This window comes from Enterobacter cloacae complex sp. SHL021 (assembly GCF_049237765.1).
GTDB lineage: Bacteria > Pseudomonadota > Gammaproteobacteria > Enterobacterales > Enterobacteriaceae > Enterobacter > Enterobacter cloacae.
Genome location: NZ_JBMKJG010000016.1, coordinates 68273 through 92585, shown reverse-complemented (window position 1 = coordinate 92585; position 24313 = coordinate 68273). Strand labels below are relative to the sequence as shown.

At 57.2% G+C, this 24313-nt stretch carries 15 protein-coding genes; 10 read left to right on the top strand and 5 right to left on the bottom strand.

Annotated features, from left to right (window positions below):
• Positions 1–108: 108 nt before the first annotated feature.
• The 5 genes from glgB to glgP are packed head-to-tail and all read left to right on the top strand — an operon-like array spanning position 109 to position 9476.
• The gene (gene glgB / locus ACOTZF_RS16845; RefSeq protein ID WP_023621440.1) at positions 109–2295 is read left to right on the top strand and encodes a 1,4-alpha-glucan branching enzyme; all 2187 of its coding nucleotides are present in this window, start codon (positions 109–111) and stop codon (positions 2293–2295) included.
• Positions 2292–4289: a glycogen debranching protein GlgX gene (gene glgX, locus ACOTZF_RS16840; protein WP_129252547.1), complete on the top strand. Its 1998-nt coding sequence runs from the start codon at positions 2292–2294 to the stop codon at positions 4287–4289. Before glgB ends, glgX begins: the two co-directional genes overlap by 4 nt.
• Positions 4282–5577 (top strand): glucose-1-phosphate adenylyltransferase, encoded by a 1296-nt coding sequence (glgC, locus tag ACOTZF_RS16835; RefSeq protein WP_013099110.1) that lies wholly within the window; start codon positions 4282–4284, stop codon positions 5575–5577. Before glgX ends, glgC begins: the two co-directional genes overlap by 8 nt.
• Positions 5577–7010 (top strand): glycogen synthase GlgA, encoded by a 1434-nt coding sequence (gene glgA / locus ACOTZF_RS16830; protein WP_013099109.1) that lies wholly within the window; start codon positions 5577–5579, stop codon positions 7008–7010. The genes glgC and glgA overlap by 1 nt, the downstream gene beginning before the upstream one ends.
• Before the next feature lie 18 nt (positions 7011–7028).
• Positions 7029–9476, top strand: coding sequence for a glycogen phosphorylase (gene glgP, locus ACOTZF_RS16825; protein WP_129317781.1), 2448 nt, complete (start codon positions 7029–7031; stop codon positions 9474–9476).
• Between the two features lie 86 nt (positions 9477–9562).
• On the opposite strand, the gene glpD is transcribed toward glgP, so the two are convergent.
• A complete protein-coding gene (gene glpD, locus ACOTZF_RS16820; protein WP_020687762.1) occupies positions 9563–11071 on the bottom strand; it encodes a glycerol-3-phosphate dehydrogenase in 1509 nt (502 codons plus the stop codon).
• A 250-nt stretch (positions 11072–11321) separates the two neighbouring features.
• Between glpD and glpE the strand changes: the two genes are divergently transcribed.
• The 3 genes from glpE to ACOTZF_RS16805 are packed head-to-tail and all read left to right on the top strand — an operon-like array spanning position 11322 to position 13307.
• On the top strand, positions 11322–11654 hold the full coding sequence (glpE, locus tag ACOTZF_RS16815) for a thiosulfate sulfurtransferase GlpE (protein ID WP_129252545.1): 333 nt from the start codon (positions 11322–11324) through the stop codon (positions 11652–11654).
• Positions 11655–11701: 47 nt separating this feature from the next.
• On the top strand, positions 11702–12532 hold the full coding sequence (gene glpG, locus ACOTZF_RS16810) for a rhomboid family intramembrane serine protease GlpG (protein WP_013099104.1): 831 nt from the start codon (positions 11702–11704) through the stop codon (positions 12530–12532).
• A 16-nt stretch (positions 12533–12548) separates the two neighbouring features.
• Positions 12549–13307, top strand: a complete 759-nt coding sequence (locus tag ACOTZF_RS16805; RefSeq protein ID WP_013099103.1) for a DeoR/GlpR family transcriptional regulator — start codon at positions 12549–12551, stop codon at positions 13305–13307.
• A 61-nt stretch (positions 13308–13368) separates the two neighbouring features.
• Here ACOTZF_RS16805 and malT read toward each other — a convergent pair whose 3' ends face one another.
• On the bottom strand, positions 13369–16074 hold the full coding sequence (gene malT, locus ACOTZF_RS16800) for an HTH-type transcriptional regulator MalT (protein ID WP_129317780.1): 2706 nt from the start codon (positions 16072–16074) through the stop codon (positions 13369–13371).
• A gap of 584 nt (positions 16075–16658) precedes the next feature.
• Here malT and malP point away from each other — a divergent pair.
• Complete coding sequence (gene malP, locus ACOTZF_RS16795) at positions 16659–19052, top strand: maltodextrin phosphorylase (protein ID WP_129252541.1); 2394 nt, start codon at positions 16659–16661, stop codon at positions 19050–19052.
• Positions 19053–19061: 9 nt separating this feature from the next.
• Positions 19062–21140 carry a 4-alpha-glucanotransferase gene (gene malQ / locus ACOTZF_RS16790; protein WP_129317778.1) on the top strand — a complete coding sequence of 693 codons (2079 nt, stop codon included), beginning with the start codon at positions 19062–19064 and terminating at the stop codon, positions 21138–21140.
• A gap of 111 nt (positions 21141–21251) precedes the next feature.
• Here the strand turns inward: malQ and gntT are convergent, their stop codons facing one another.
• The 3 genes from gntT to gntX form a co-directional block, all read right to left on the bottom strand.
• The gene (gene gntT, locus ACOTZF_RS16785; RefSeq protein WP_013099097.1) at positions 21252–22568 is read right to left on the bottom strand and encodes a gluconate transporter; all 1317 of its coding nucleotides are present in this window, start codon (positions 22566–22568) and stop codon (positions 21252–21254) included.
• Positions 22569–22957: 389 nt separating this feature from the next.
• Entirely contained in the window at positions 22958–23533 is a 576-nt protein-coding gene (nfuA, locus tag ACOTZF_RS16780) for a Fe-S biogenesis protein NfuA (RefSeq protein WP_013099096.1), read from the bottom strand.
• A gap of 61 nt (positions 23534–23594) precedes the next feature.
• On the bottom strand, positions 23595–24278 hold the full coding sequence (gene gntX / locus ACOTZF_RS16775) for a DNA utilization protein GntX (RefSeq protein WP_038420751.1): 684 nt from the start codon (positions 24276–24278) through the stop codon (positions 23595–23597).
• Positions 24279–24313: the final 35 nt, after the last annotated feature.

Genomic DNA, 24313 nt, shown 5'->3' with positions numbered 1-24313 from the left:
ACCTGAGGGTAGGGCGGAGCAGAGAGGATGAGCTGCACCGTTTAGGTCACATTAAAAGTCGTCCCGGAGCGAATAAAAAGGGCGACATAAAAAAACAGGATGAATACCATGTCCGATCGTATTTCGAGAGACGTGATTAATGCGCTTATTGCGGGTCATTTTGCCGACCCCTTTTCTGTGCTAGGGATGCACCGTACAGAGGCCGGGCTGGAAGTTCGCGCGCTGTTACCGGATGCTACAGAAGTGTGGGTCATCGAACCCAAAACCGGCCGCAAGGTGGGTAATCTGGAATGCCTCGACTCACGTGGCTTCTTCTCGGGCGTCATGCCCCGTCGTAAAAACCCCTTTCGTTATCAGCTTGCCGTCATCTGGCACGGTCAGCAAAACCTGATTGACGATCCCTATAGCTTTGGCCCGCTCTTAAAAGAGATGGATGCCTGGCTGCTGTCCGAAGGTACCCATCTGCGGCCTTATGAAACGCTGGGTGCCCATGCGGATACCATGGATGGTATTACCGGCACGCGGTTTGCTGTGTGGGCGCCAAACGCCCAGCGCGTCTCCGTCGTCGGGCAGTTCAACTACTGGGACGGTCGTCGTCACCCCATGCGCCTGCGTCGGGAAACCGGCATCTGGGAGCTGTTCATCCCCGGCGCGCATAACGGTCAGCTCTATAAATTTGAGATGATCGATGCCAACGGCAAGCTGCGCATTAAAGCTGACCCGTACGCCTTTGAAGCGGAGCTGCGCCCGAATACTGCCTCGCTTATTTGCGGCCTGCCGGAGAAGGTGGTCCAGACGGAAGAGCGCAAGCAGGCTAACCGCTTCGACGCGCCAATCTCCGTTTATGAGGTGCATCTCGGCTCCTGGCGTCGCCACACCGATGACAATTTCTGGCTGAGCTATCGTGAGCTGGCTGACCAGCTGGTACCGTACGCCAAATGGATGGGCTTTACCCATCTGGAGCTGCTGCCGGTTAACGAGCACCCGTTCGACGGAAGCTGGGGCTATCAGCCTACCGGGTTATACGCACCGACGCGCCGCTTTGGCACGCGCGACGACTTCCGCTATTTCGTTGATGCCGCACACGCCGCCGGGCTGAACGTCATTCTTGACTGGGTGCCGGGCCACTTCCCGTCGGATGATTTTGCGCTGGCCGAGTTCGACGGCACAAAACTGTACGAGCACAGCGACCCGCGCGAAGGCTATCACCAGGACTGGAATACGCTGATCTACAACTACGGTCGTCGTGAAGTCGCGAACTACCTGGTCGGGAACGCGCTTTACTGGATCGAGCGTTTCGGCATTGATGCCCTGCGCGTGGATGCGGTGGCGTCGATGATCTATCGCGACTATAGCCGCAAAGAGGGCGAGTGGATCCCGAACGAGTATGGCGGTCGCGAGAACCTGGAAGCGATTGAGTTTCTGCGCAACACCAACCGCATTATTGGCGAGCAGGTTGAGGGCGCGGTGACGATGGCGGAAGAGTCCACCGACTTCCCGGGCGTTTCCCGTCCGCCGTCAATGGGTGGCCTGGGCTTCTGGTACAAGTGGAACCTGGGCTGGATGCACGACACGCTCGATTACATGAAGCTCGACCCGGTTTATCGTCAGTATCATCACGATAAGCTTACCTTCGGGCTGCTCTACAACTACACCGAAAACTTCATGCTGCCGCTGTCGCACGATGAAGTGGTGCACGGTAAAAAATCCATTCTCGACCGCATGCCGGGCGACGCGTGGCAGAAGTTTGCCAACCTGCGCGCCTACTACGGCTGGATGTTCGCCTTCCCGGGCAAAAAACTGCTGTTTATGGGCAACGAGTTCGCCCAGGGGCGCGAGTGGAACCACGATACCAGCCTCGACTGGCATCTGCTGGAGGGCGCTGACAACTGGCACCACGGCGTGCAGCGGCTGGTCCGCGATCTGAACCTGACCTACCGCCACCATAAAGCACTGCACGAGCTGGACTTCGATCCGTACGGTTTTGAGTGGCTGGTGGTGGACGACCATGAGCGCTCGGTATTTGTCTTTGTGCGCCGGGATAAAGCGGGTAACGAGATTATCGTTGCCAGTAATTTTACGCCGGTTCCACGTCATCATTACCGCTTTGGCATTAATCAGGCCGGTAAATGGCGCGAAATCCTCAACACCGATTCCATGCATTACCACGGCAGTAACGCCGGTAATGGCGGACTGGTCCAGAGCGATGCCATCGAAAGCCACGGGCGCCCCAACTCCCTGAGCCTGACGCTGCCGCCGCTCGGTACCATCTGGCTGGTGCGGGAGGGCGAATGACGCAGCTTACGGCAGGTAAACCCGAACCGCTCGGGGCGAGCTTTGACGGAAAGGGTGTGAATTTCACCCTCTTTTCTGCTCACGCGGAGCGGGTCGAACTCTGTGTGTTTGACGGGGAAGGTAACGAACATCGTTACGATTTACCGGCGCGCACCGGGGATACCTGGCACGGTTACCTGGCCGGTGGGCGGCCAGGGATGCATTACGGTTTTCGCGTTCACGGTCCCTGGGCGCCTGCTCAGGGGCACTGGTTTAACCCGGCAAAGCTGCTGATTGACCCCTGCGCCCACCGCGTGGAAGGCGAGTTTAAAGACGACCCGATTTTCCACGTCGGCTACGGGGAACCCGACCACCGCGACAGCGCCCACGTGGCCCCAAAAAGCGTGGTGGTGGGCGATCGCTACGACTGGGAAGACGATGCCCCGCCGGGCACGCCGTGGGGCAACACCGTGATTTACGAGGCCCATGTAAAAGGGCTGACCTATCTCCATCCGTCTATTCCCAAAGAGATGCGCGGCACCTATAAGGCGCTCGGCCATCCGACCATGATCGCCTATCTGAAACATCTCGGGATCACCGCGCTGGAGTTGTTGCCCATCGCCCATTTCGCCAGCGAGCCTCGCCTGCAGCGACTGGGGCTGAGCAACTACTGGGGCTACAACCCGCTGGCGATGTTTGCGCTCGACCCCCGCTACGCCGTCCACCCGGACAAGGCGCGGGACGAGTTTCGTGATGCGGTGAAAGCGCTTCATGCGGCCGGTATCGAAGTGATTCTGGACGTGGTGCTGAACCACAGCGCGGAAAGCGATCTCGACGGTCCGACGCTCTCCATGCGCGGAATTGATAACCGTAGCTATTATTGGATCAGAGAGGATGGTGATTACCACAACTGGACCGGTTGCGGTAACACGCTCAACCTCAGCCATCCGGCGGTGACGCATTTTGCGTATGAATGCCTGAAATATTGGGTGGAAACGTTCCACGTCGACGGTTTTCGTTTTGACCTGGCGCCGGTGATGGGCCGCACGCCGGGGTTCAGCCAGCAGGCGCCGCTGTTTGAGGCGATCAAAAACTGCCCGGTGCTCTCGCGGGTGAAGCTGATTGCCGAGCCGTGGGACATTGGTGAAGGCGGCTACCAGGTGGGGAACTTCCCGCCGCTGTTTGCCGAATGGAACGACCACTATCGCGATGCCGTACGCCGCTTCTGGCTGGAGAGAAGCCTGTCGCTGGGGGAGTTCGCCAGACGCTTTGCCGCTTCCAGCGATCTGTTTAAACGTGATGGCAAACGACCGTCTGCTACCGTCAACCTGGTGACCGCGCATGATGGTTTTACGCTCCGGGACTGCGTTTGTTTCAATCAGAAACACAATGAGGCAAATGGCGAGGAGAATCGCGATGGCACTAACAATAACCATAGCTTTAATCATGGTATAGAAGGGTTAGGCGGAAGTCTGGATGTTATTGAGCGGCGACGCGCCAGCGTGCATGCGCTGCTGACGACGCTTTTGTTGTCGCAGGGCACGCCGATGCTGCTGGCAGGGGATGAACATGGCCACAGCCAGCACGGTAACAACAACGCCTATTGCCAGGACAACACCTTAACCTGGCTCGACTGGGGAGAAGCGAACAGCGGCCTGATCCACTTTACCGCGGCGCTGATCCACCTTCGTCAGCAGATCCCCGCGCTCACCGCCAACCGCTGGTGGGAGGAGGGCGACGGCAACGTTCGCTGGCTGAATAAAGACGCGCAACCGTTAAGCGCGCAAGAGTGGCAACACGGCGTACCGCGCCTGCAGATCCTGCTTTCGGATCGCTGGCTGGTTACGCTGAACGCGACGGATGACGTCGCTGAGATTGTTTTACCTGACGGGGAATGGCGCGCCGTTCCCCCCTTTGCCGGAGCGGATAATCCGGTAGTAATGGCTGTCTGGCACGGGCCTGCGCACGGAGTGTGCGTATTCCAAGATGATAAAAAAGGAGTTAGTCATGGTTAGATTAGAGAAGAACGATCCCTTAATGTTGGCACGCCAGCTCCCCTTAAAAACGGTTGCCCTGATCCTCGCAGGCGGGCGCGGAACCCGTCTTAAAGATTTGACCATCAAGCGCGCCAAGCCGGCTGTTCACTTTGGTGGTAAGTTCCGAATTATCGATTTTGCACTGTCCAACTGCCTGAACTCAGGTATTCGCCGCATTGGCGTCATTACGCAGTATCAGTCGCACACCCTGGTGCAGCATATTCAGCGCGGCTGGTCATTCTTCAGCGAAGAGATGAATGAGTTTGTCGATCTCCTGCCTGCCCAGCAGCGTGTTCACGGTGAAAACTGGTACCGCGGCACCGCTGATGCGGTGACCCAGAACCTCGATATCATTCGCCGCTACAACGCGGAGTACATCGTGATCCTCGCCGGGGATCACATCTACAAGCAAGACTACTCCCACATGCTCATCGACCACGTCGAGAAAGGGGCGCGCTGCACCGTGGCGTGTCTGCCGGTGCCCGTTGCCGAGGCGACGGCGTTTGGCGTGATGCACGTGGACGCGGACGATAAAATTATCGACTTCGTTGAAAAACCGGCCAACCCACCAACCATGCCGGGAGATGACACCAAATCGCTCGCCAGCATGGGGATCTATGTCTTTGATGCAGATTACCTTTATGAGCTGCTGGAAGAAGACGACAAAGACGAACACTCCAGCCACGACTTCGGTAAAGACATCATTCCGAAAATTACCAAAGCTGGCATGGCCTATGCACATCCTTTCCCGCTGTCCTGCGTGCAGTCAGATCCGAATGCGGAACCTTACTGGCGCGATGTGGGAACCCTGGAAGCGTACTGGAAAGCCAACCTCGATCTGGCCTCCGTCACGCCTGAGCTGGATATGTACGACCAGAACTGGCCGATCCGTACCCATATGGAATCCCTGCCGCCAGCGAAGTTCGTTCAGGACCGCTCCGGCAGCCACGGCATGACGCTGAACTCGCTGGTCTCTGGTGGGTGCATTATCTCCGGCTCGGTGGTGGTGCAGTCGGTGCTGTTCCCGCGCGTGCGTATAAACTCATTCTGTAATATCGATTCGGCGGTGCTGCTGCCGGATGTCTGGGTCGGGCGTTCGTGTCGTCTGCGTCGCTGCGTGATCGACCGTGCCTGCGTCATTCCTGAAGGAATGGTGATTGGTGAAAACGCGGAAGAAGATGCACGTCGCTTCTACCGTTCTGAAGAGGGGATCGTGTTAGTCACACGGGAAATGTTGCGGAAGCTGCAGATCAAACAGGAGCGATGATGCAGGTTTTACACGTATGTTCTGAGATGTTCCCGTTGTTAAAAACGGGCGGCCTGGCGGATGTTCTTGGTGCATTACCCGCGGCGCAAATCGCCGGCGGAGTCGATACCCGAGTCCTGCTGCCTGCCTTCCCGGATATCCGGCGCGGCATTCCCGATGCAAAGGTGGTGACGCGCCGTGACACCTTCGCCGGACGCATTACCCTGCTGTATGGACATTACAATGGCGTGGGCATCTACCTGATTGACGCGCCGCACTTATATGACCGACCAGGTAGCCCGTATCACGATACGAACCTGTTTGCCTATACCGACAACGTGCTGCGTTTTGCGCTGCTCGGCTGGGTTGGGGCTGAAATGGCGGTAGGGCTGGATCCGTTCTGGCGCCCGGACATTGTGCACGCACACGACTGGCACGCGGGGCTCGCTCCGGCATATCTGGCGGCGCGCGGCCATCCGGCGAAATCGGTCTTTACGGTGCATAACCTGGCGTATCAGGGCATGTACTACGCCCATCACATGAATGACATCGATCTGCCATGGTCGTTCTATAACATGCACGGGCTGGAGTTTAACGGGCAGATCTCGTTCCTGAAGGCCGGGCTTTACTATGCCGACCACATCACGGCCGTGAGCCCGACCTACGCCCGTGAAATTACGCAGCCGGAGTTCGGCTACGGCCTGGAAGGGTTGCTCCGTCAGCGCCATCGTGAAGGGCGTTTGTCGGGGATCCTCAACGGCGTCGATGAACAGATCTGGAACCCGGAGACCGACCTGCTGCTTGCGGCCCGCTATGGCCGTGATTCCGTGGAAGACAAAGCGGAAAACAAACGCCAGTTACAAATTGCGATGGGGCTGAAGGTCAACGACAAAGTGCCACTGTTTGCGGTGGTGAGCCGTCTGACCAGCCAGAAAGGGCTGGACCTGGTGCTGGAGGCCCTGCCGGGACTGCTGGAGCAGGGCGGACAGCTGGCGCTGCTCGGCGCGGGCGACCCGGTATTGCAGGAAGGCTTCCTGGCGGCAGCGGCGGAACACCCGGGGCAGGTGGGCGTGCAGATTGGCTATCACGAAGCGTTCTCGCACCGGATCATGGGCGGCGCGGACGTCATTCTGGTGCCGAGCCGTTTCGAACCTTGCGGCCTGACGCAGCTCTACGGCCTGAAGTACGGCACCCTGCCGCTGGTGCGACGCACGGGCGGGCTGGCGGATACGGTATCTGACAGCTCACTGGAAAACCTGGCGGACGGTATCGCCAGCGGGTTTGTCTTTGAGGACAGTAATGCCTGGTCGCTGCTTCGGGCGATTCGGCGTGCTTTCGTCTTGTGGTCCCGTCCGTCGCTGTGGCGTTACGTTCAACGTCAGGCGATGTCCATGGACTTTAGCTGGCACGTTGCGGCGCAGTCATACCGCGATCTCTATCAACGCTTGATGTAACGAGGCGAAGTTACTGATATGAACGCTCCTTTTAGCTACTCTTCCCCCACGCTCAGCGTTGAGGCGTTGAAGCACTCTATCGCCTATAAGCTGATGTTTACCATCGGGAAAGATCCGGTCATCGCCAACAAACACGAGTGGCTCAACGCCACCCTGTTTGCGGTGCGTGACCGCATGGTTGAACGCTGGCTGCGCTCCAACCGCGCCCAGCTGTCGCAAGAAACACGTCAGGTTTACTACCTGTCGATGGAATTTTTGATTGGCCGCACCCTCTCTAACGCGCTGTTATCGCTCGGTATTTACGATGACGTTAAAACCGCGCTGGAAGAGATGGGGCTGGACTTAGAAGAGCTGATTGACGAAGAGAACGACCCGGGGCTCGGTAACGGTGGCCTGGGGCGACTTGCCGCCTGCTTCCTCGACTCGCTGGCGACGCTGGCCCTGCCGGGGCGTGGCTACGGCATTCGCTACGACTACGGGATGTTCAATCAGAACATCGTGGACGGACGTCAGAAAGAGTCCCCGGACTACTGGCTGGAATACGGTAACCCGTGGGAGTTTAAACGTCACAATACGCGCTATAAGGTGCGGTTTGGCGGACGTATTCAGCAGGAAGGGAAAAAGTCCCGCTGGGTGGAAACCGAAGAGATCCTTGCCGTCGCCTATGACCAGATTGTCCCGGGCTACGATACCGATGCGACCAATACGCTGCGTCTGTGGAACGCGCAGGCCAGTAGCGAGATTAACCTGGGTAAATTTAACCAGGGCGACTACTTCGCGGCGGTGGAAGATAAAAACCACTCCGAGAACGTCTCCCGCGTGCTCTACCCGGACGACTCGACCTATTCCGGGCGCGAGTTGCGCCTGCGTCAGGAGTATTTCCTCGTCTCCGCGACGATTCAGGATATCCTCAGCCGTCACTATCAGCTGCACAAGACCTACGCCAATCTGGCGGAAAAAACCGCCATTCACCTCAACGATACCCATCCGGTGCTGTCGATCCCGGAGCTGATGCGTCTGCTTATCGATGAGCATAAGTTCAGCTGGGATGACGCGTTTGAGGTGACCTGTCAGGTCTTCTCTTACACTAACCACACGTTGATGAGCGAAGCGCTGGAAACCTGGCCGGTGGATATGCTCGGCAAAATTTTGCCGCGCCACCTGCAGATCATCTTTGAAATTAATGACTACTTCCTCAAGACGTTGCAGGAGCAGTATCCGAACGATACCGGCTTGCTGAGCCGCGCTTCTATCATCGATGAATCGAACGGTCGCCGCGTACGCATGGCCTGGTTGGCGGTGGTGATCAGCCACAAGGTGAACGGGGTTTCAGAGCTGCACTCGAACCTGATGGTCCAGTCGCTGTTTGCGGACTTTGCGAAGATCTTCCCGACGCGTTTCTGCAACGTGACCAATGGCGTCACGCCGCGTCGCTGGCTGGCGCTGGCAAACCAGCCGCTTTCTGAGGTGCTGGATGAGCACATTGGCCGCACCTGGCGAACCGATCTCAGCCAGCTGAGCGAGCTTGAACAGCACATTGATTTTCCGGCGGTGAACAAAGCCGTACGAGAAGCCAAGCTGCTGAACAAGAAACGTCTGTCAGTCTGGCTGGCGTTGCATCTGAACGTGGTGGCGAACCCGAAAGCGCTGTTCGACGTACAGATCAAGCGTATTCATGAGTACAAGCGCCAGCTGATGAACGTGCTGCATGTGATCACCCATTATAACCGCATCAAGGCCGATCCGACGGCGGAGTGGGTGCCGCGCGTGAAGATCTTTGCCGGTAAGGCGGCGTCCGCTTACTACATGGCGAAGCACATCATTCACCTCATCAACGATGTGGCGAAGGTGGTCAACAACGATCCGGATATCGGCGACAAGCTGAAGGTGGTCTTTGTTCCTAACTACAGCGTCAGCCTGGCGCAGCTGATCATTCCGGCGGCCGATCTCTCTGAGCAGATCTCCACCGCCGGGACGGAAGCGTCCGGCACCAGTAACATGAAGTTTGCCCTTAACGGCGCGCTGACCATCGGCACGCTGGACGGGGCCAATGTCGAAATGCTGGAGCACGTGGGGGCGGAAAATATCTTTATCTTCGGGAATACCACGGAAGAGGTGGAGGCGCTGCGCAAGAAAGGCTACTCGCCGCGTGAGTATTACGAAGAGGATGAGGAGCTACGTCAGGTGCTGACGCAAATCGCCACCGGGGTGTTTAGCCCAGACGAGCCAGGGCGCTATCGGGACCTGGTGGATTCGCTGATTAACTTTGGCGACCACTATCAGGTGCTGGCGGATTACCGCAGCTACGTGGATTGTCAGGACAGGGTGGACGAGCTTTATCGTCAGCAGGAGAAGTGGACCTGCGTCGCGATGCATAACATCGCCAATATGGGGTATTTCTCGTCCGACAGGACCATTAAGGAGTATGCCGAGAATATCTGGCATATTGATCCTGTGCGGTTGTAAAAACAAAGCCCGGTGGCGCTGCGCTTACCGGGCCTACGGGATCGAGTAGGCCGGGTAAGGCGGAGCCGCCACCCGGCTTTTTTACATCACGACGCCAACGACAGCTCACGCTTCCCCGCATGCTGCAGCAACCACTGCGCCACACGCGACTGCTGTTCGGCATTCAGCCACATACCCTCTTTGGTACGACGCCAGATGGCATCATCCAGACGGCGAACCCACTCATGTTCCACCAGATAGCGCAGTTCGGCTTCATACAGCTCGTGGCCAAAATGTTCGCCCAGGTCGGCAATCTCTTTCGCGTCGCCCAGGATCAATTCCGTGTTGCTGCCGTAGGTACGGGCATAGTGGCGCGCCATGCCTTCCGTGATGAATGGATAGCGACGACGCAGCTTCGCGGCGTAATCATCGCGGTTGTCGCCGATATCACCGCCAGGTAGTACCGCGCCTTTGGTCCATGCCGGGCCAATGCCTTTGTAGTACGGCGCCAGTTTTTCCAGCGCGTGCTCGGCCAGCTTACGGTAGGTGGTGAGCTTGCCACCAAACACGGAGAGCAGCGGTGCCTGACCGTCCACGTCGTGAATATCGAGCGTATAGTCGCGGGTAATCGCCTGCGGTGAGTCAGATTCGTCATCGCACAGCGGACGCACGCCGGAGTAAGTCCAGACCACGTCATCGCGGGACAGCTGTTTCTTGAAGTGCGCGTTATACACCTTCAGCAGGTAGTTCACTTCGCTCTCGTCGATCTCGACGTTTTTCGGATCGCCTTTGTACTCCACGTCGGTGGTGCCGATGATGGAGAATTCGTCCATCCACGGGATCACAAACACGATGCGCTTGTCTTCGTTCTGCAGAATGTAGGCCTGCTTCTGGGTGTGCACGCGTGGTACCACAATGTGGCTGCCTTTGATCAGGCGGATACCGTACGGAGATGGCAGATGCATCCCCTCGTCGAAGAACTGTTTCACCCATGGGCCGGTGGCGTTCACCAGACCGCGCGCTTTCCAGCTGAACTTCTCGCCGGTATCCACGTCTTCCGCTTCGACGATCCACAGGCCGTTTTCACGGCGCGCAGCGGTGGCGCGGGTGCGGGTTTTCACTTCGCCGCCTTTCTTCTCAACCATCTGTGCGTTAGCCAGCACCAGACGCGCATCGTCCACCCAGCAGTCGGAATATTCGAAACCGCGCACGATTTCAGGCTTAAGGACCGATTCTGAGCCAAAACGCAAACCGTTTGAACCCGGCAGGCTGGTGCGTTTACCCAGATGATCGTACATAAACAGACCGATTCGAATCATCCACGCCGGACGCAGATGCGGGCGATGGGGCAGGCGGAAGCGCATCGGGATGGCCAGGTGCGGTGCCATCTTCAGCAGCACTTCACGTTCGGCCAGCGCTTCACTGACCAGACGGAATTCATAGTGTTCCAGGTAGCGCAGGCCACCGTGAATCAGTTTGGAGCTGGCGGACGACGTCGCGCAGGCGAGGTCGTTAGCTTCCAGCATCAGTACGGATAATCCGCGTCCTGCGGCGTCTGCCGCAATACCGGCACCGTTGATGCCACCGCCTATCACAATCAGATCTTTGGTTTCCATAACACCCTCACGCACTTTCGTTAAAGCTCAGAAATGTTCGATATCGCTCATAATAGCAAAGGAACGCGCTTTTGGTAACATCAAAAAAACAATTTAGAGTGATATGGATAACATAATGGCGTTTACCCGCCGCCAGGACGTACACTACGGGGTAAAATAGTGCGACTAACTTTTCTCCCTCTCCCCGTGGGAGAGGGCTGGGGTGAGGGCATCAGAGCGCACCCAACCTGAACAACAGAAAGAGAACACCATGGATCAGTTTGAATGTATTAACGTAGAAGAAGCCCACCAGAAGATGCACCAGGGAACGGCGGTGCTGGTGGATATCCGCGATCCGCAGAGCTTTGCGATGGGCCACACCCCGGGTGCGTTCCACCTCACCAACGATACGCTGGGCGCGTTTATGCGCGATAACGGCTTCGATACGCCGGTGATGGTGATGTGCTATCACGGCAACAGCAGCAAAGGTGCGGCGCAGTACCTTATTCAGCAGGGCTATGATGCGGTCTACAGCGTCGACGGCGGTTTCGATGCCTGGCATCGTCATTTCCCGGCAGAAGTGGAATACGCTTTTGAGCGCTGATCCCGCTATACTGTCCCCTTTTGTGTGGAAATAAGCGACCGCCGCCCATGTTGATGATCACCTCTTTTACCAATCCGCGCGTCGCCCAGGCGTTTGTCGACTATATGGCAACCCAGGGCATCATCCTGACCGTTCAGCAGCACACGAAAACCGATGTCTGGCTGGCGGATGAAAGCCAGGCCGATCGCGTGAATGCTGAACTGGCCCGCTTTCTTGAAAATCCCGGCGACCCCCGCTATCTGGCCGCGAGCTGGCAGTCGGGGCAGACGGGGAGCGGACTGCACTATCGGCGCTTCCCCTTCCTTGCCACCATTCGCGAGCGCGCAGGTCCGTTTACGCTGCTGCTGATGGCGGCCTGCATTATCGTCTTCATCATTATGAACGTGGTGGGCGACCAGAGCGTGATGATCGCGCTTGCGTGGCCGTACGACCCGTCTCTCGATTTTGACGTCTGGCGCTATTTCACCCACGCGCTGATGCACTTCTCGGTGATGCATATTCTCTTTAACCTGCTGTGGTGGTGGTATCTCGGTGGCGCGGTGGAGAAGCGTCTGGGCAGCGGCAAGCTGATTGTTATCACCCTTATCAGCGCCCTGCTGAGCGGCTATGTGCAGCATAAATTCAGCGGCCCGTGGTTCGGTGGTTTATCCGGCGTGGTGTATGCCCTGATGGGCTATGTCTGGCTCAGAGGCGAGCGCGACCCCGAAAGTGGCATCTATCTGCAGCGCGGATTGATAACCTTTGCGTTAATATGGCTAATTGCCGGATGGTTTGATCTGTTTGGTATGTCTATCGCCAATGGTGCACACGTCACCGGACTGGCCGTCGGGCTGGCAATGGCGTTTGCCGACACGCTCCATGCGCGAAAACGAACATAATTCCCAGGGATATTTCATGAAACAAACACAACGTCATGACGCCATTATCGAACTGGTAAAAAAACAGGGATACGTCAGCACCGAAGAGCTGGTGGAACAGTTTGCCGTCAGCCCACAAACCATCCGCCGCGACCTGAACGATCTTGCCGATCAAAACCGTATTTTGCGCCATCACGGCGGGGCGGCGCTGCCGTCCAGTTCGGTTAACACCTCGTGGCATGACCGCAAAGCCACGCAGACGGCAGAGAAAGAGCGCATTGCCCGTAAAGTGGCGAGCCAAATCCCCAACGGGGCGACGCTGTTTATTGATATCGGCACCACGCCTGAAGCGGTCGCCCATGCGCTGCTGGATCACGAAAACCTGCGCATCGTGACCAACAACCTGAACGTGGCCAATACCCTGATGCAGAAAGATGATTTCCGCATCATCCTCGCCGGGGGCGAACTGCGCAGCCGCGACGGCGGCATCATTGGCGAAGCGACGCTCGATTTTATCTCTCAGTTCCGTCTCGACTTCGGCATTCTGGGGATCAGCGGCATCGACAGCGACGGCTCACTGCTGGAGTTTGATTATCACGAGGTGCGCACCAAGCGCGCGATCATTGAAAACTCACGTCACGTGATGCTGGTGGTGGACCACTCCAAATTTGGCCGTAACGCGATGGTCAACATGGGCAGTATCAGCATGGTAAATGCGGTTTATACCGATGTGATGCCACCGGCGGGCGTGATGCAGGTGATTAAAGATAATAATGTGCAGTTAGAGTTATGTTGAGACGCCTTTCTCCCTCTCCCTGTGGGAGAGGGCCGGGGTGAGGGCATCAGCTCGCACAAACCTACACCCCATACCCCATCATCTTCAACAACTGCTGCGCATGCTGCACCGCATCCTGACGGTGCGCCACGCCCAGCTTCTGATACAGATTGCGGATATGCGTTTTGATGGTGGTTGCCGCCACCGCCAGCTCACCGGCAATCTGCTCATTGCTGTAGCCTGAATAGATAAGCCCCAGCACCTGCCATTCGCGCTGCGTCAGCGGGCTGGTGCGAATAAGTTCAGGCACTTCCGGATGGTTCAGCAGGCGTTCAACGAAGTTCTCGTCGAAGTGGGCAAACTTGTGGCGATGGTGCTGGTTAATCTCGCGCAGGATGCGCTGGGCACGGTGCTGATCCAGCTCCGGCAGCGTGTTGAGCTGAATAAGCTGACGCAGCTGTTGAGCCATCACTTCGCCCTCAATCACAAAGTGACTGATAAACCCGGTACGGTTCGCCAGCTGCAACGCCTCCAGCAGTACGCGCTGGGCATCATTTTTACGCCCGGCCTGCCAGTAGAGCTGGTTAAGCAGCAGCAGGTTACGATTGAGATCGCTCATCAGACGCAGGCTGCGGGCGTTCTCGTTCAGCTCTTCCAGCACAATCTCAGCCGGCTCAAACTCACCGAGCAGGATCTGCGCGCGGGCAATGTTTCGCCACTGGCTTTGCAGGAAGTGGTTATTTGCAAATTCAGGTTTTGGCGTCTGGCGCAGCCAGTTGGCGGCGGATTTCTTATCCCCCGTCATCTGCCAGTATATCACCCGCACCTTATCGGCGTTCGAAACCCAGTCGCTGTGATACTGACCATTGCCGAGCAGGTTCTCCAGACGGTTCAGGTGGTTGCGGGCATTATCCAGATCCCCACGCGCCAGCGAGCATTGCACCAGCAGGGCCAGGCACTGCAGTTGCTGCTGCGGCTGGAAGCCGGAAAGCACCTCTACGCCCTGGCGGGCACAGCTCTCTGCTTCATCCAGGCGCGACCACGCCCACAGAAGCTGGGCGCGAATACGCAACAGGAACTCGTGCATTGGCAGCTGTTCAAGATGCTGTTCGCGAATCAGCTGGAACGCCTTTTCCTGATTCTCCCAGGCCGCCTGCAGGAACCCCTGAGCAAATAAAATTTCGCTTTGCTGGATCAGGCTCCACAGCGCGTAATGCCAGACATCATGACGGCGGGCCATCTGTTCGGTTTGTTGCATCAGCGACAGGGAGCGCGTCAGCTCACCCTTGCAGTGCAGTACCTCGCCGTGTACCGACGTCGCCACAATGCGGCTGTAGAAATTGGCCAGCGGCAGCTCATCCAGCGCGACCATTGCCAGCCGCTCTGCTTCTTCCGGATCGCCATCGTTGATTGCTACCTGGGCCCGCAAGGCGTTAAATTCGCCGTGCAGGGTGGTATCCATATCGCTTTCCATCTCCTGCTCGGCACGCGCCAGCAGGGTATTCACTTCGCTGTAGCGGTGCTGGCTCTGCATCAGCCAGGCCTGCAGCAGCACCAGACGCGGGTTCTCCAGCAGGCTCTCCCACGGCAACGCTTTCAGCGACTCTTCCAGCAGCGTCAGTTCGCTGTGGTTAAACAACCCCCACGCGTGGTTGAGGAGGATATCGCGCAGCATGCCGGCATCACCGGCGGCGAGCGCATGATGGATAGCCTCGCTCGGGAAGCCTTGCGCCATCCAGCTCTCAGCGGCAGCCCGGTGGATGTCCGGCAATTCAGTCGCCAGCTCCCACTGGCAACGCTGGCGCAGGAAACTGCCAAACAGCGGGTGATAGCTGAACCATTCGCCGGGATCGTCCATCCGCGTCAGGAACAACCCCTGGCGTTCAATCTCTTCAAGCTGCAGCTGACCGTTTTCGCAGCCGGTGACGCGCACAATCAGCGCGTCGTTCATGGAACGCAGCAGGGAGCTCTTCAGCAGGAAATGGCGGGTCGAAGGATCGACGCTGTTCAGCACCTCATCCACCAGGTAATCGGAAAGATAGCTGGCGTTGATCCCCGCCAGGCGACGCGCGGACTGATGCGTCGGGCTGTTATTTTGCCGGGCGGAGAGGGCAATCAGCTGCAGCGCTGTCGCCCAACCGGCGACATCGTCGCACAGGCGGCTGCTTTCAGCGGCCTCAATCGGTGAGTTCAGGCGGCAGTCAAAGAACTGTTTGGCTTCCTGATGGGTAAAGGCCAGCTGTTGGCTACCCACTTCCAGCAGTTGATCGCGCACGCGCAGGTTGGCAATGCCCAACTGCGGCAGGTTACGCGACAGCACCACCAGGGTCAGGTTTTCCGGCTGATGGCGCAGGAAGAAGCGCATGGACTCATGGATCACCGGGTTAGTGATCAGATGATAATCATCAATGACCACGTAAAGCGGGCGGTGCCACTCAGCCAGTTCAATAAACAGCTGAGAGAAAAGGGAGGACAGGCTGGCGTACTGGCGCTTTTGCACCATCACTTCGCTGGCCACGCAGTGCCCGTTGGTGGCCTGCTGAATGGCGGCAATCAGATAGCTGGCAAAACGTTCTTGCTGGTTATCGCCCTCATCAAGGGAGTACCAGCCAAGATCGCTTTTACCTGCGGCCCATTGCGAAATGAGCGTTGTTTTTCCATAACCTGCAGGACTCGTAACCAGCGCCAGTCGGAAATTATGCGCGCCGGAAAGTTTAGCCAACAGACGCTCGCGGACCACTGTATGGTCAAGACGAACCGGGCGACTTAATTTAGACGGAATCAACATAGGTTTCACTTCACTGTGGGGAACGAGAGAATTTATTTTTTTTGCGCTTCGTAATTAATAGATATAAGGTCGGCCAGAAAGAGAACTATTGCAAGTTATGTCTGGTTTTGGTGGCTCTGAATTTGCACTCTGTCACAAAACATTCAGAGAGATGATGGAACTTTCTGGAAAGGGCTGTGATGCCGCGTCAATGCTGGCTTGTATGGCTGTGCTGCGGCTGCGCTGAAACTGGTTTCAGAAAGGTATAGTGACGTCAAATTTAATAAACGCGGGGTAAAGTTTAGTGAAATTAATAATCTTCTTCGTCTGACCCGGTTGCAGAAATATTATTCTACGTAAGTAATCATTTCAGCGCGTTTTAATTTCACCCGAAACTGCATTTCATTTTCCTGACACGCTTCCCGGTTATCTTTTTATCTTCCTGACACACTCCGACTATGCTCTCAGAGTGGCCTCGATCACACTTTTATGCTCATCCCCGCTACTCCTCCCTGCCTAATCCCCTGCGGGAGGAGGAAGAGGAGAAATGAGCCAGGCACACTAGCGCCAACTTGTGTTTTCTTTCTAAAGGATGCCGATCCCCTATGTCACAGCCTACCTTCAACAAAGCTCAATTCCAGGCTGCCCTGACGCGTCAGTGGCAGCGTTTTGGCCTTCATGCTGCAAACGAGATGACGCCTCACCAGTGGTGGCAGGCGGTGAGCGGTGCGCTCGCAGAGCAGCTGGATGCTCAACCTCTGGCAAAACCGGTAAAAGGTCAGCGCCACGTCAACTACATCTCGATGGAATTCCTGATCGGTCGTCTGACCGGCAACAACCTGCTGAACCTCGGCTGGTATCAGGAGGTTGGGGATGTGCTGAAAGAACACGACATTAACCTGACCGACCTGCTGGAAGAAGAGATTGACCCGGCGCTGGGCAACGGTGGTCTGGGACGTCTGGCGGCCTGTTTCCTCGATTCGATGGCAACGGTTGGGCAGTCGGCCATTGGTTACGGCCTGAACTATCAATACGGTCTGTTCCGTCAGTCATTTGCAGACGGGCATCAGATGGAAGCGCCGGACGACTGGCACCGTAACACCTACCCGTGGTTCCGCCACAACGCGCAGCTGGATGTGCAGGTGAACATTGGCGGTAAAGTATCAAAACAGGGTCTCTGGGAACCGGCATTTACGTTTATCGGCGAAGCCTGGGACCTGCCGGTGCTCGGTTACCGTAACGGCGTGGCGCAACCGCTGCGTCTGTGGCAGGCGAAGCATGCGCATCCGTTTAACCTGACCAAATTCAATGACGGCGATTTCCTGCGTGCTGAACAGCAGGGCATCGACGCCGAGAAGCTGACCAAAGTGCTCTACCCGAACGACAACCATCTGGCGGGCAAGAAACTGCGTCTGATGCAGCAGTACTTCCAGTGCGCCTGCTCCGTGGCGGATATTCTGCGTCGTCACCACCTGGCGGGCCGCAAGCTGGCACAGCTGCCTGACTTTGAAGTGATTCAGCTTAACGACACGCACCCGACCATCGCTATTCCTGAACTGCTGCGTGTGCTGATCGACGAGCACCAGCTGAGCTGGGATGATGCCTGGGCGATCACCAGCCGCACCTTTGCTTACACCAACCACACCCTGATGCCAGAAGCGCTGGAGTGCTGGGATGAGAAACTGGTGAAAACGCTGCTGCCGCGCCATATGCAGATCATCAACAAGATCAATGACCAGTTTAAAACGCTGGTGGATAAAACCTGGCCGGGCAACAAAGCGGTCTGGGCGAAGCTGGCCGTGGTGCATGACAAACAGGTGCGCATGGCAAATATGTGCGTGGTGAGCGGCTTTGCGGTGAACGGTGTGGCGGCGCTGCACTCGGATCTGGTGGTGAAAGACCTGTTCCCGGAATATCACCAGCTGTGGCCGACCAAATTCCATAACGTGACCAACGGCATCACGCCGCGTCGCTGGATCAAACAGTGCAACCCGCTGCTGGCCGGTCTGCTGGACAAAACGCTGAAGAAAGAGTGGGCCAACGATCTGGACCAGCTGATCAACCTGGAAAAATACGCAGACGACGCGAAGTTCCGCGAACAATACCGCGCCATCAAGCGGGATAACAAAGTGCGTCTGGCGGCGTTTGTGAAAGCGCGTACCGGTATCGAGATTAACCCGAACGCCATTTTCGACATCCAGATTAAGCGTCTGCACGAATATAAACGTCAGCATCTGAACCTGCTGCATATCCTCGCGCTGTACAAAGAGATCCGCGAGAATCCGCAGGCTGACCGCGTGCCGCGCGTGTTCCTGTTCGGCGCGAAGGCGGCACCGGGCTACTACCTGGCGAAAAACATTATCCTCGCCATCAATAAAGTGGCGGCGGCTATCAACAACGATCCGAAAGTGGGCGACAAGCTGAAAGTGGTGTTCCTGCCGGACTACTGCGTCTCTGCCGCAGAGATGCTGATCCCGGCGGCGGATATCTCCGAGCAGATCTCGACCGCGGGTAAAGAAGCGTCTGGTACCGGCAACATGAAGCTGGCGCTGAACGGCGCGCTGACTGTTGGTACGCTAGACGGTGCGAACGTAGAGATTGCCGAGAAGGTCGGAGAAGAGAACATCTTTATCTTTGGTCATACGGTTGAAGAAGTGAAAGCCCTCAAGGCCAAAGGCTACGATCCGGTGAAATGGCGTAAGAAGGACAAAGTGCTGGATGCGGTGCTGAAAGAGCTGGAAAGCGGTAAATACAGCGATGGTGATAAGCACACGTTTGACCAGATGCTGCACAGCATGGACAAACACGGCGGCGACCCGTATCTGGTGATGGCGGACTTCACGGCCTACGTGGAAGCGCAAAAACAGGTCGACGTGTTGTACCGTGACCAGGAAGCGTGGACCCGGGCGTGCATTCTGAACACCGCCCGCTGCGGAATGTTCAGCTCTGACCGTTCAATCCGTGATTATCAGGCTCGTATCTGGCAGGCAAAACGCTAAGGAAGCGCGATGGAGAGTAAACGTCTGGACAGTGCCGCGCAGGCGGCGGGGATCAGCCTCAGTTACATTAATGCTCACGGCAAACCACAGTCTATTGGCGCCGACACCAAAAGACGTTTGCTGGATGCCATGCACAAAACCGACGCGAAAGCGTCGGCCACGCCGGTACCGAACGTTAAAGTCTTCACCGCGGGCAAAAAGATGTCGCTGGCGGTGGAAGGACGCGGCGAGTTTACCTGGCTGCTGACCACCGAAGAGGGACATCAGCACAAGGGCCACGCCACCGGCGGCAAAGCACTCACCCTTCCGGCGAAGCTGCCGGAGGGTTACCACACCCTAACGCTCACCCAGGACGAGCTGCGCTTTCACTGCCGGTTGATCGTGGCGCCAAAACGTTGTTATGAGCCGCAGGCGTTGCTCGAAGGCAAAAAGCTGTGGGGTGCCTGCGTGCAACTCTACACCCTGCGCTCTGACAGCAACTGGGGCATCGGCGATTTTGGTGACCTGAAAAAGATGCTGGCATCGGTGGGGGAGCGCGGCGGCGCGTTTATCGGCCTCAACCCGATCCACGCCCTCTATCCGGCTAACCCGGAGAGTGCCAGCCCGTACAGCCCGTCGTCCCGTCGCTGGCTGAACGTGATTTACATCGACGTGAATGCGTTAGACGATTTCAAAAACAGCCCGGAAGCGCAGGCGTGGTGGGCACTTAGCACCACTCAGCAGGCGCTGAAGCAGGCGCGCGAAGCAGACTGGGTGGACTATTCCACCGTGACGGCGCTGAAGATGGCTGCCCTGCGTCTGGCGTGGAAAGGCTTTTCTCAGCGTGATGACGAGGAGATGGCCGCCTTCCGTCAGTTTGTGGCGCAGGAGGGCGAGAGCCTCTACTGGCAGGCGGCGTTCGATGTGCTGCATGCGTATCAGGTGAAAGAGGACGAAATGCGCTGGGGCTGGCCGGTCTGGCCAGAGGCGTATCAATCCGTCGACACGCCTGAAGTCAAAGCGTTCTGTAAAAAATACGCCGATGAAGTGGACTTCTATCTGTGGCTGCAGTGGCTGGCGTACAGCCAGTTTGCCGACTGCTGGCAGGTGAGCCAGGGCTATAAGATGCCGATCGGTCTGTATCGCGACCTGGCCGTTGGCGTGGCAGAAGGCGGGGCGGAAACCTGGTGTGACCGTGAGCTGTACTGCCTGAAGGCCTCTGTAGGCGCACCACCGGATATTCTGGGCCCGCTCGGCCAGAACTGGGGCCTGCCGCCGATGGATCCGCACGTAATGGCGGCGCGTGCCTACGAGCCGTTTATCGACCTGCTGCGCGCCAACATGCAGAACTGCGGCGCGCTGCGTATCGACCACGTGATGTCGGTGCTGCGCCTGTGGTGGATCCCCTACGGTGAGACGGCCGATCATGGGGCGTATGTTCAGTATCCGGTTGACGATCTGCTGTCGATCCTGGCGCTGGAAAGCAAGCGCCATCAGTGCATGGTGATCGGCGAAGATCTCGGTACCGTGCCGGTAGAAATCGTCAGTAAGCTTCGCGACAGCGGCGTTTACTCCTATAAAGTGCTCTATTTTGAAAACGACCATGAGAAAACCTTCCGCGCGCCGCAAGCGTACCCTGAACAGTCAATGGCAGTCGCGACGACGCATGACCTTCCTACGCTTCGTGGCTATTGGGAAAGCGGCGATCTGACGCTCGGTAAAACCCTGGGTCTCTATCCGGATGAAGAAGTCCTTCGCGGCCTGTATCAGGATCGCGAGCTGGCGAAGCAGGGTCTGCTGGATGCACTGCATAAGCACGGCTGTCTGCCGAAACGCGCCGGGCATAAAGCGTCGCTGATGTCGATGACGCCTACGCTCAACCGCGGATTGCAGCGCTACATTGCCGACAGCAACAGCGCCCTGCTGGGCCTGCAGCCGGAAGACTGGATTGATATGGCGGAGCCGGTGAACATCCCGGGCACCAGCTATCAGTACAAGAACTGGCGCCGCAAGTTATCCACCACGCTTGAGACGATGTTTGCTGATGACGGGGTGAACAGGCTGATTAAGGATTTGGATAAGCGGCGAAAAGCAGTCGCGAAGAAGTGATAAAAAAACCCGCCACTGGCGGGTTTTTTATTGCCCGGTGGCGCTACGCTTACCGGGCCTACATGGAGCGATTAGGTCGGGTAAGGCGAAGCCGCCACCCGACTTATGGCATCAGACCACCATATTCAACAGCAGCACCCCGACCAGACCACACACCGAAATAATGGTTTCCAGCGCGGACCAGGACTTGATGGTTTCACCGATAGTCAGGTTGAAGTACTCCTTGAACAGCCAGAAGCCCGGGTCGTTCACGTGTGAGAAAATCACGCTACCGGAACCGACGGCAATAACCATCAGCTCAGGGCTGACGCCCGTGGTGGCAATCAGTGGCGCAACGATACCGCCCGCGGTGATTGCCGCAACGGTTGCAGAACCCAGCGCGATACGCAGAACTGCGGCGATAGACCAGGCCATCAGAAGCGGCGACACGTTGGTTTCATGCATCATGGCCGCGATGTATTTATCCACACCGCTATCGACCAGAACCTGCTTGAACGCACCGCCACCGCCGATGATCAACAGCATCATGGCAATGATTTTGATGGAAGAGGTCAGCGTGTCGTTGATCTGATCCATGGAACGGCCGCGGTTCAGGCCGAAGGTGAACATCGCGATCAACACCGCAATCAGCGTGGCCATCACCGGGTCGCCGAGGAACTCAGCAACGGACAGGAACGCGTGACCTTTCGGCAGAACCATCTCTGCCACGGCGCGCATCGCCATCAGGATCACCGGGACCAGAGAGGTCCAGACGCTGACGCCAAAGCCAGGCATTTCTTCTTCGGTGAAGGTTTTCGCGCTGTACAGACCTTCCGGAATCGGCTTATCAATGCCTTTCAGGAAGCGGGCATAAACAGGGCCTGCCAGAATCACGGTTGGGATGGCCAGAATCGTACCGAACAGCAGGGTTTTACCCATATCGGCGTGGAAAATGGTGGCGATAGCGGTTGGGCCCGGGTGCGGTGGCAGGAAGCCGTGCGTCACGGACAGCGCTGCTGCCATTGGCACACCGACATACAGCAGCGGAATGCTCGCCGCCGCCGCAATGGTGAAGACCAGCGGCAGCATCAGCACGAAGCCCACTTCATAGAACAGTGCGAAACCGACGGTAAAACCGGTTAACACAACTGCCCACTGGATGTTCTTCTTACCAAACTTGTCGATAAGCGTGGTGGCAATACGCTGTGCACCACCGCAGTCCGCCAGCATTTTGCCGAGCATGGCGCCAAAGCCCATGATCAACGCCAGGCTGCCGAGCGTGCCGCCGACACCCGCTTTAATGGAGCTAATAACTTTGACCAGCGGCATCCCTTGCATCAGACCGACTGCAAGTGCCACCAGAACCAGAGCGATAAACCCGTTCATTTTGAAACGGATCATCAAGAGCAGTAATAACACAACACCGATAGCAACGATGACTAATGGCATGATTTACCTGGCCTTTGAATTGTTATGGGTAACGTCATTGTTTCAACGACACGTTCCGGTTGTCCCAACTGGGAACAGAGTGGTTAACGGCACTAATACTGATACCTTGGAAACTATTTAGTTTAGTCGGCTGTTATGAGTGTGTTTAGTGCCCATGAGAATGATACGGGTAACATGACGTGATTGAGAATCACCCTGGAGGGCAAAATTTAAATTATGAGACGCAGGTCAACATATGGAGGTAAACGCAAAACGGTAACCGCAAGGTTACCGTTTTTAATGTTTTCACCCTCTCCCGTGGGAGAGGGGCGGGGTGAGGGCATCAGACCGCACTATTTTTGTAGGCCCGGTAAGCGCAGCGCCACCGGGCAATACAGACGGGCAATGAATCAGTAGTAAGAGTGCTCGCCGCGCTGGTGTTCGGTCAGGTCACGCACGCCTTTCAGTTCCGGGAACTCGTTCAGCAGCTGCTTCTCGATCCCTTCTTTCAGGGTCACATCGACCATGGAGCAACCGTTACAGCCGCCGCCAAACTGCAGAATTGCGTAGCCTTCGTCGGTGATTTCCATCAGGGAAACGCGACCACCGTGGCCGGCCAGCTGCGGGTTAATCTGGGATTGCAGCAGATACTCTACGCGCTCCATCAGCGGGGCATCGTCAGATACTTTACGCATTTTGGCGTTTGGCGCTTTCAGCGTCAGCTGCGAGCCCAGCTGGTCGGTGACGAAGTCGATCTCCGCATCTTCAAGATACGGCGCGCTCAGCTCATCAACATATGCCGTGAGCTGGTCAAATTTAAGGGCAGTGTCAGTTGCTTCCACCGCGTCTGGCGGACAATAAGAGACACCACATTCTGCATTCGGAGTGCCTGGATTGATCACAAACACGCGGATCTGCGTCCCTTCTTCCTGATTTGCCAGCAGTTTGGCAAAGTGCGCTTGTGCAGAATCGGAAATACGGATCATAGCTTTGGCCTAATAGTTGACTAAATTACCTGGGTATAATCATACGCCCATTGGAGAAGGGCTACAAGGTACGGCACAGACACCATACCTGAACCGACGCGGCGCCGCTTTGCAAAAGCAGTCGGGAAAGTTCAGCAACGGTACTGCCTGTGGTGACGACATCATCCACAATCGCGATATGGAGCCCTTTGACGGCGAATTCAAGGCGAAAGGCGTTTTTGAGGTTCCTTTTGCGAAGCCGGGCGCTCAGCTGATGCTGAATGGCAGTGGCATGGCGGCGCGTCAGCGCAGCGGCTGGGTACTGACAGCCGAGCCACCGGGCGAGCGGGCGACAGAGCAGGTCGCTCTGGTTGTAGCCGCGTCGCCAGTGACGGCGCCGGTATAAGGGCACATTCAGCACCATATCCACTTTCGGCAGCGCGCGCGTGCGCCGTGCCTGCAACACCGCCAGCAATAACAGGCGGGCGAGAGGGCGAGCCAGCGCAATCTGGCCGGAAAACTTCAGCGCGTGGATAAGCCTGCTTAACGGTGGAACGTAATCATCGATCGCCACCAGGGCGCTCCACGGTGGTGGCTTTTTCAGGCAGCGACCGCAGGGAAACTGTGGACTGTACGCCGGTAAACCGCACTGCGGGCAGGTCGTGATGCGGCTTGCCAGCGAACGCGTGCAGACGGAACAGACTCCCCACGCGCTCAGCGCAAGTGGCATTCGACATAGCCAGCACAAGCCGGGCACTGTTAGCATAGACAACCTCCATGTAAAAAAGAGAACAGTAACTG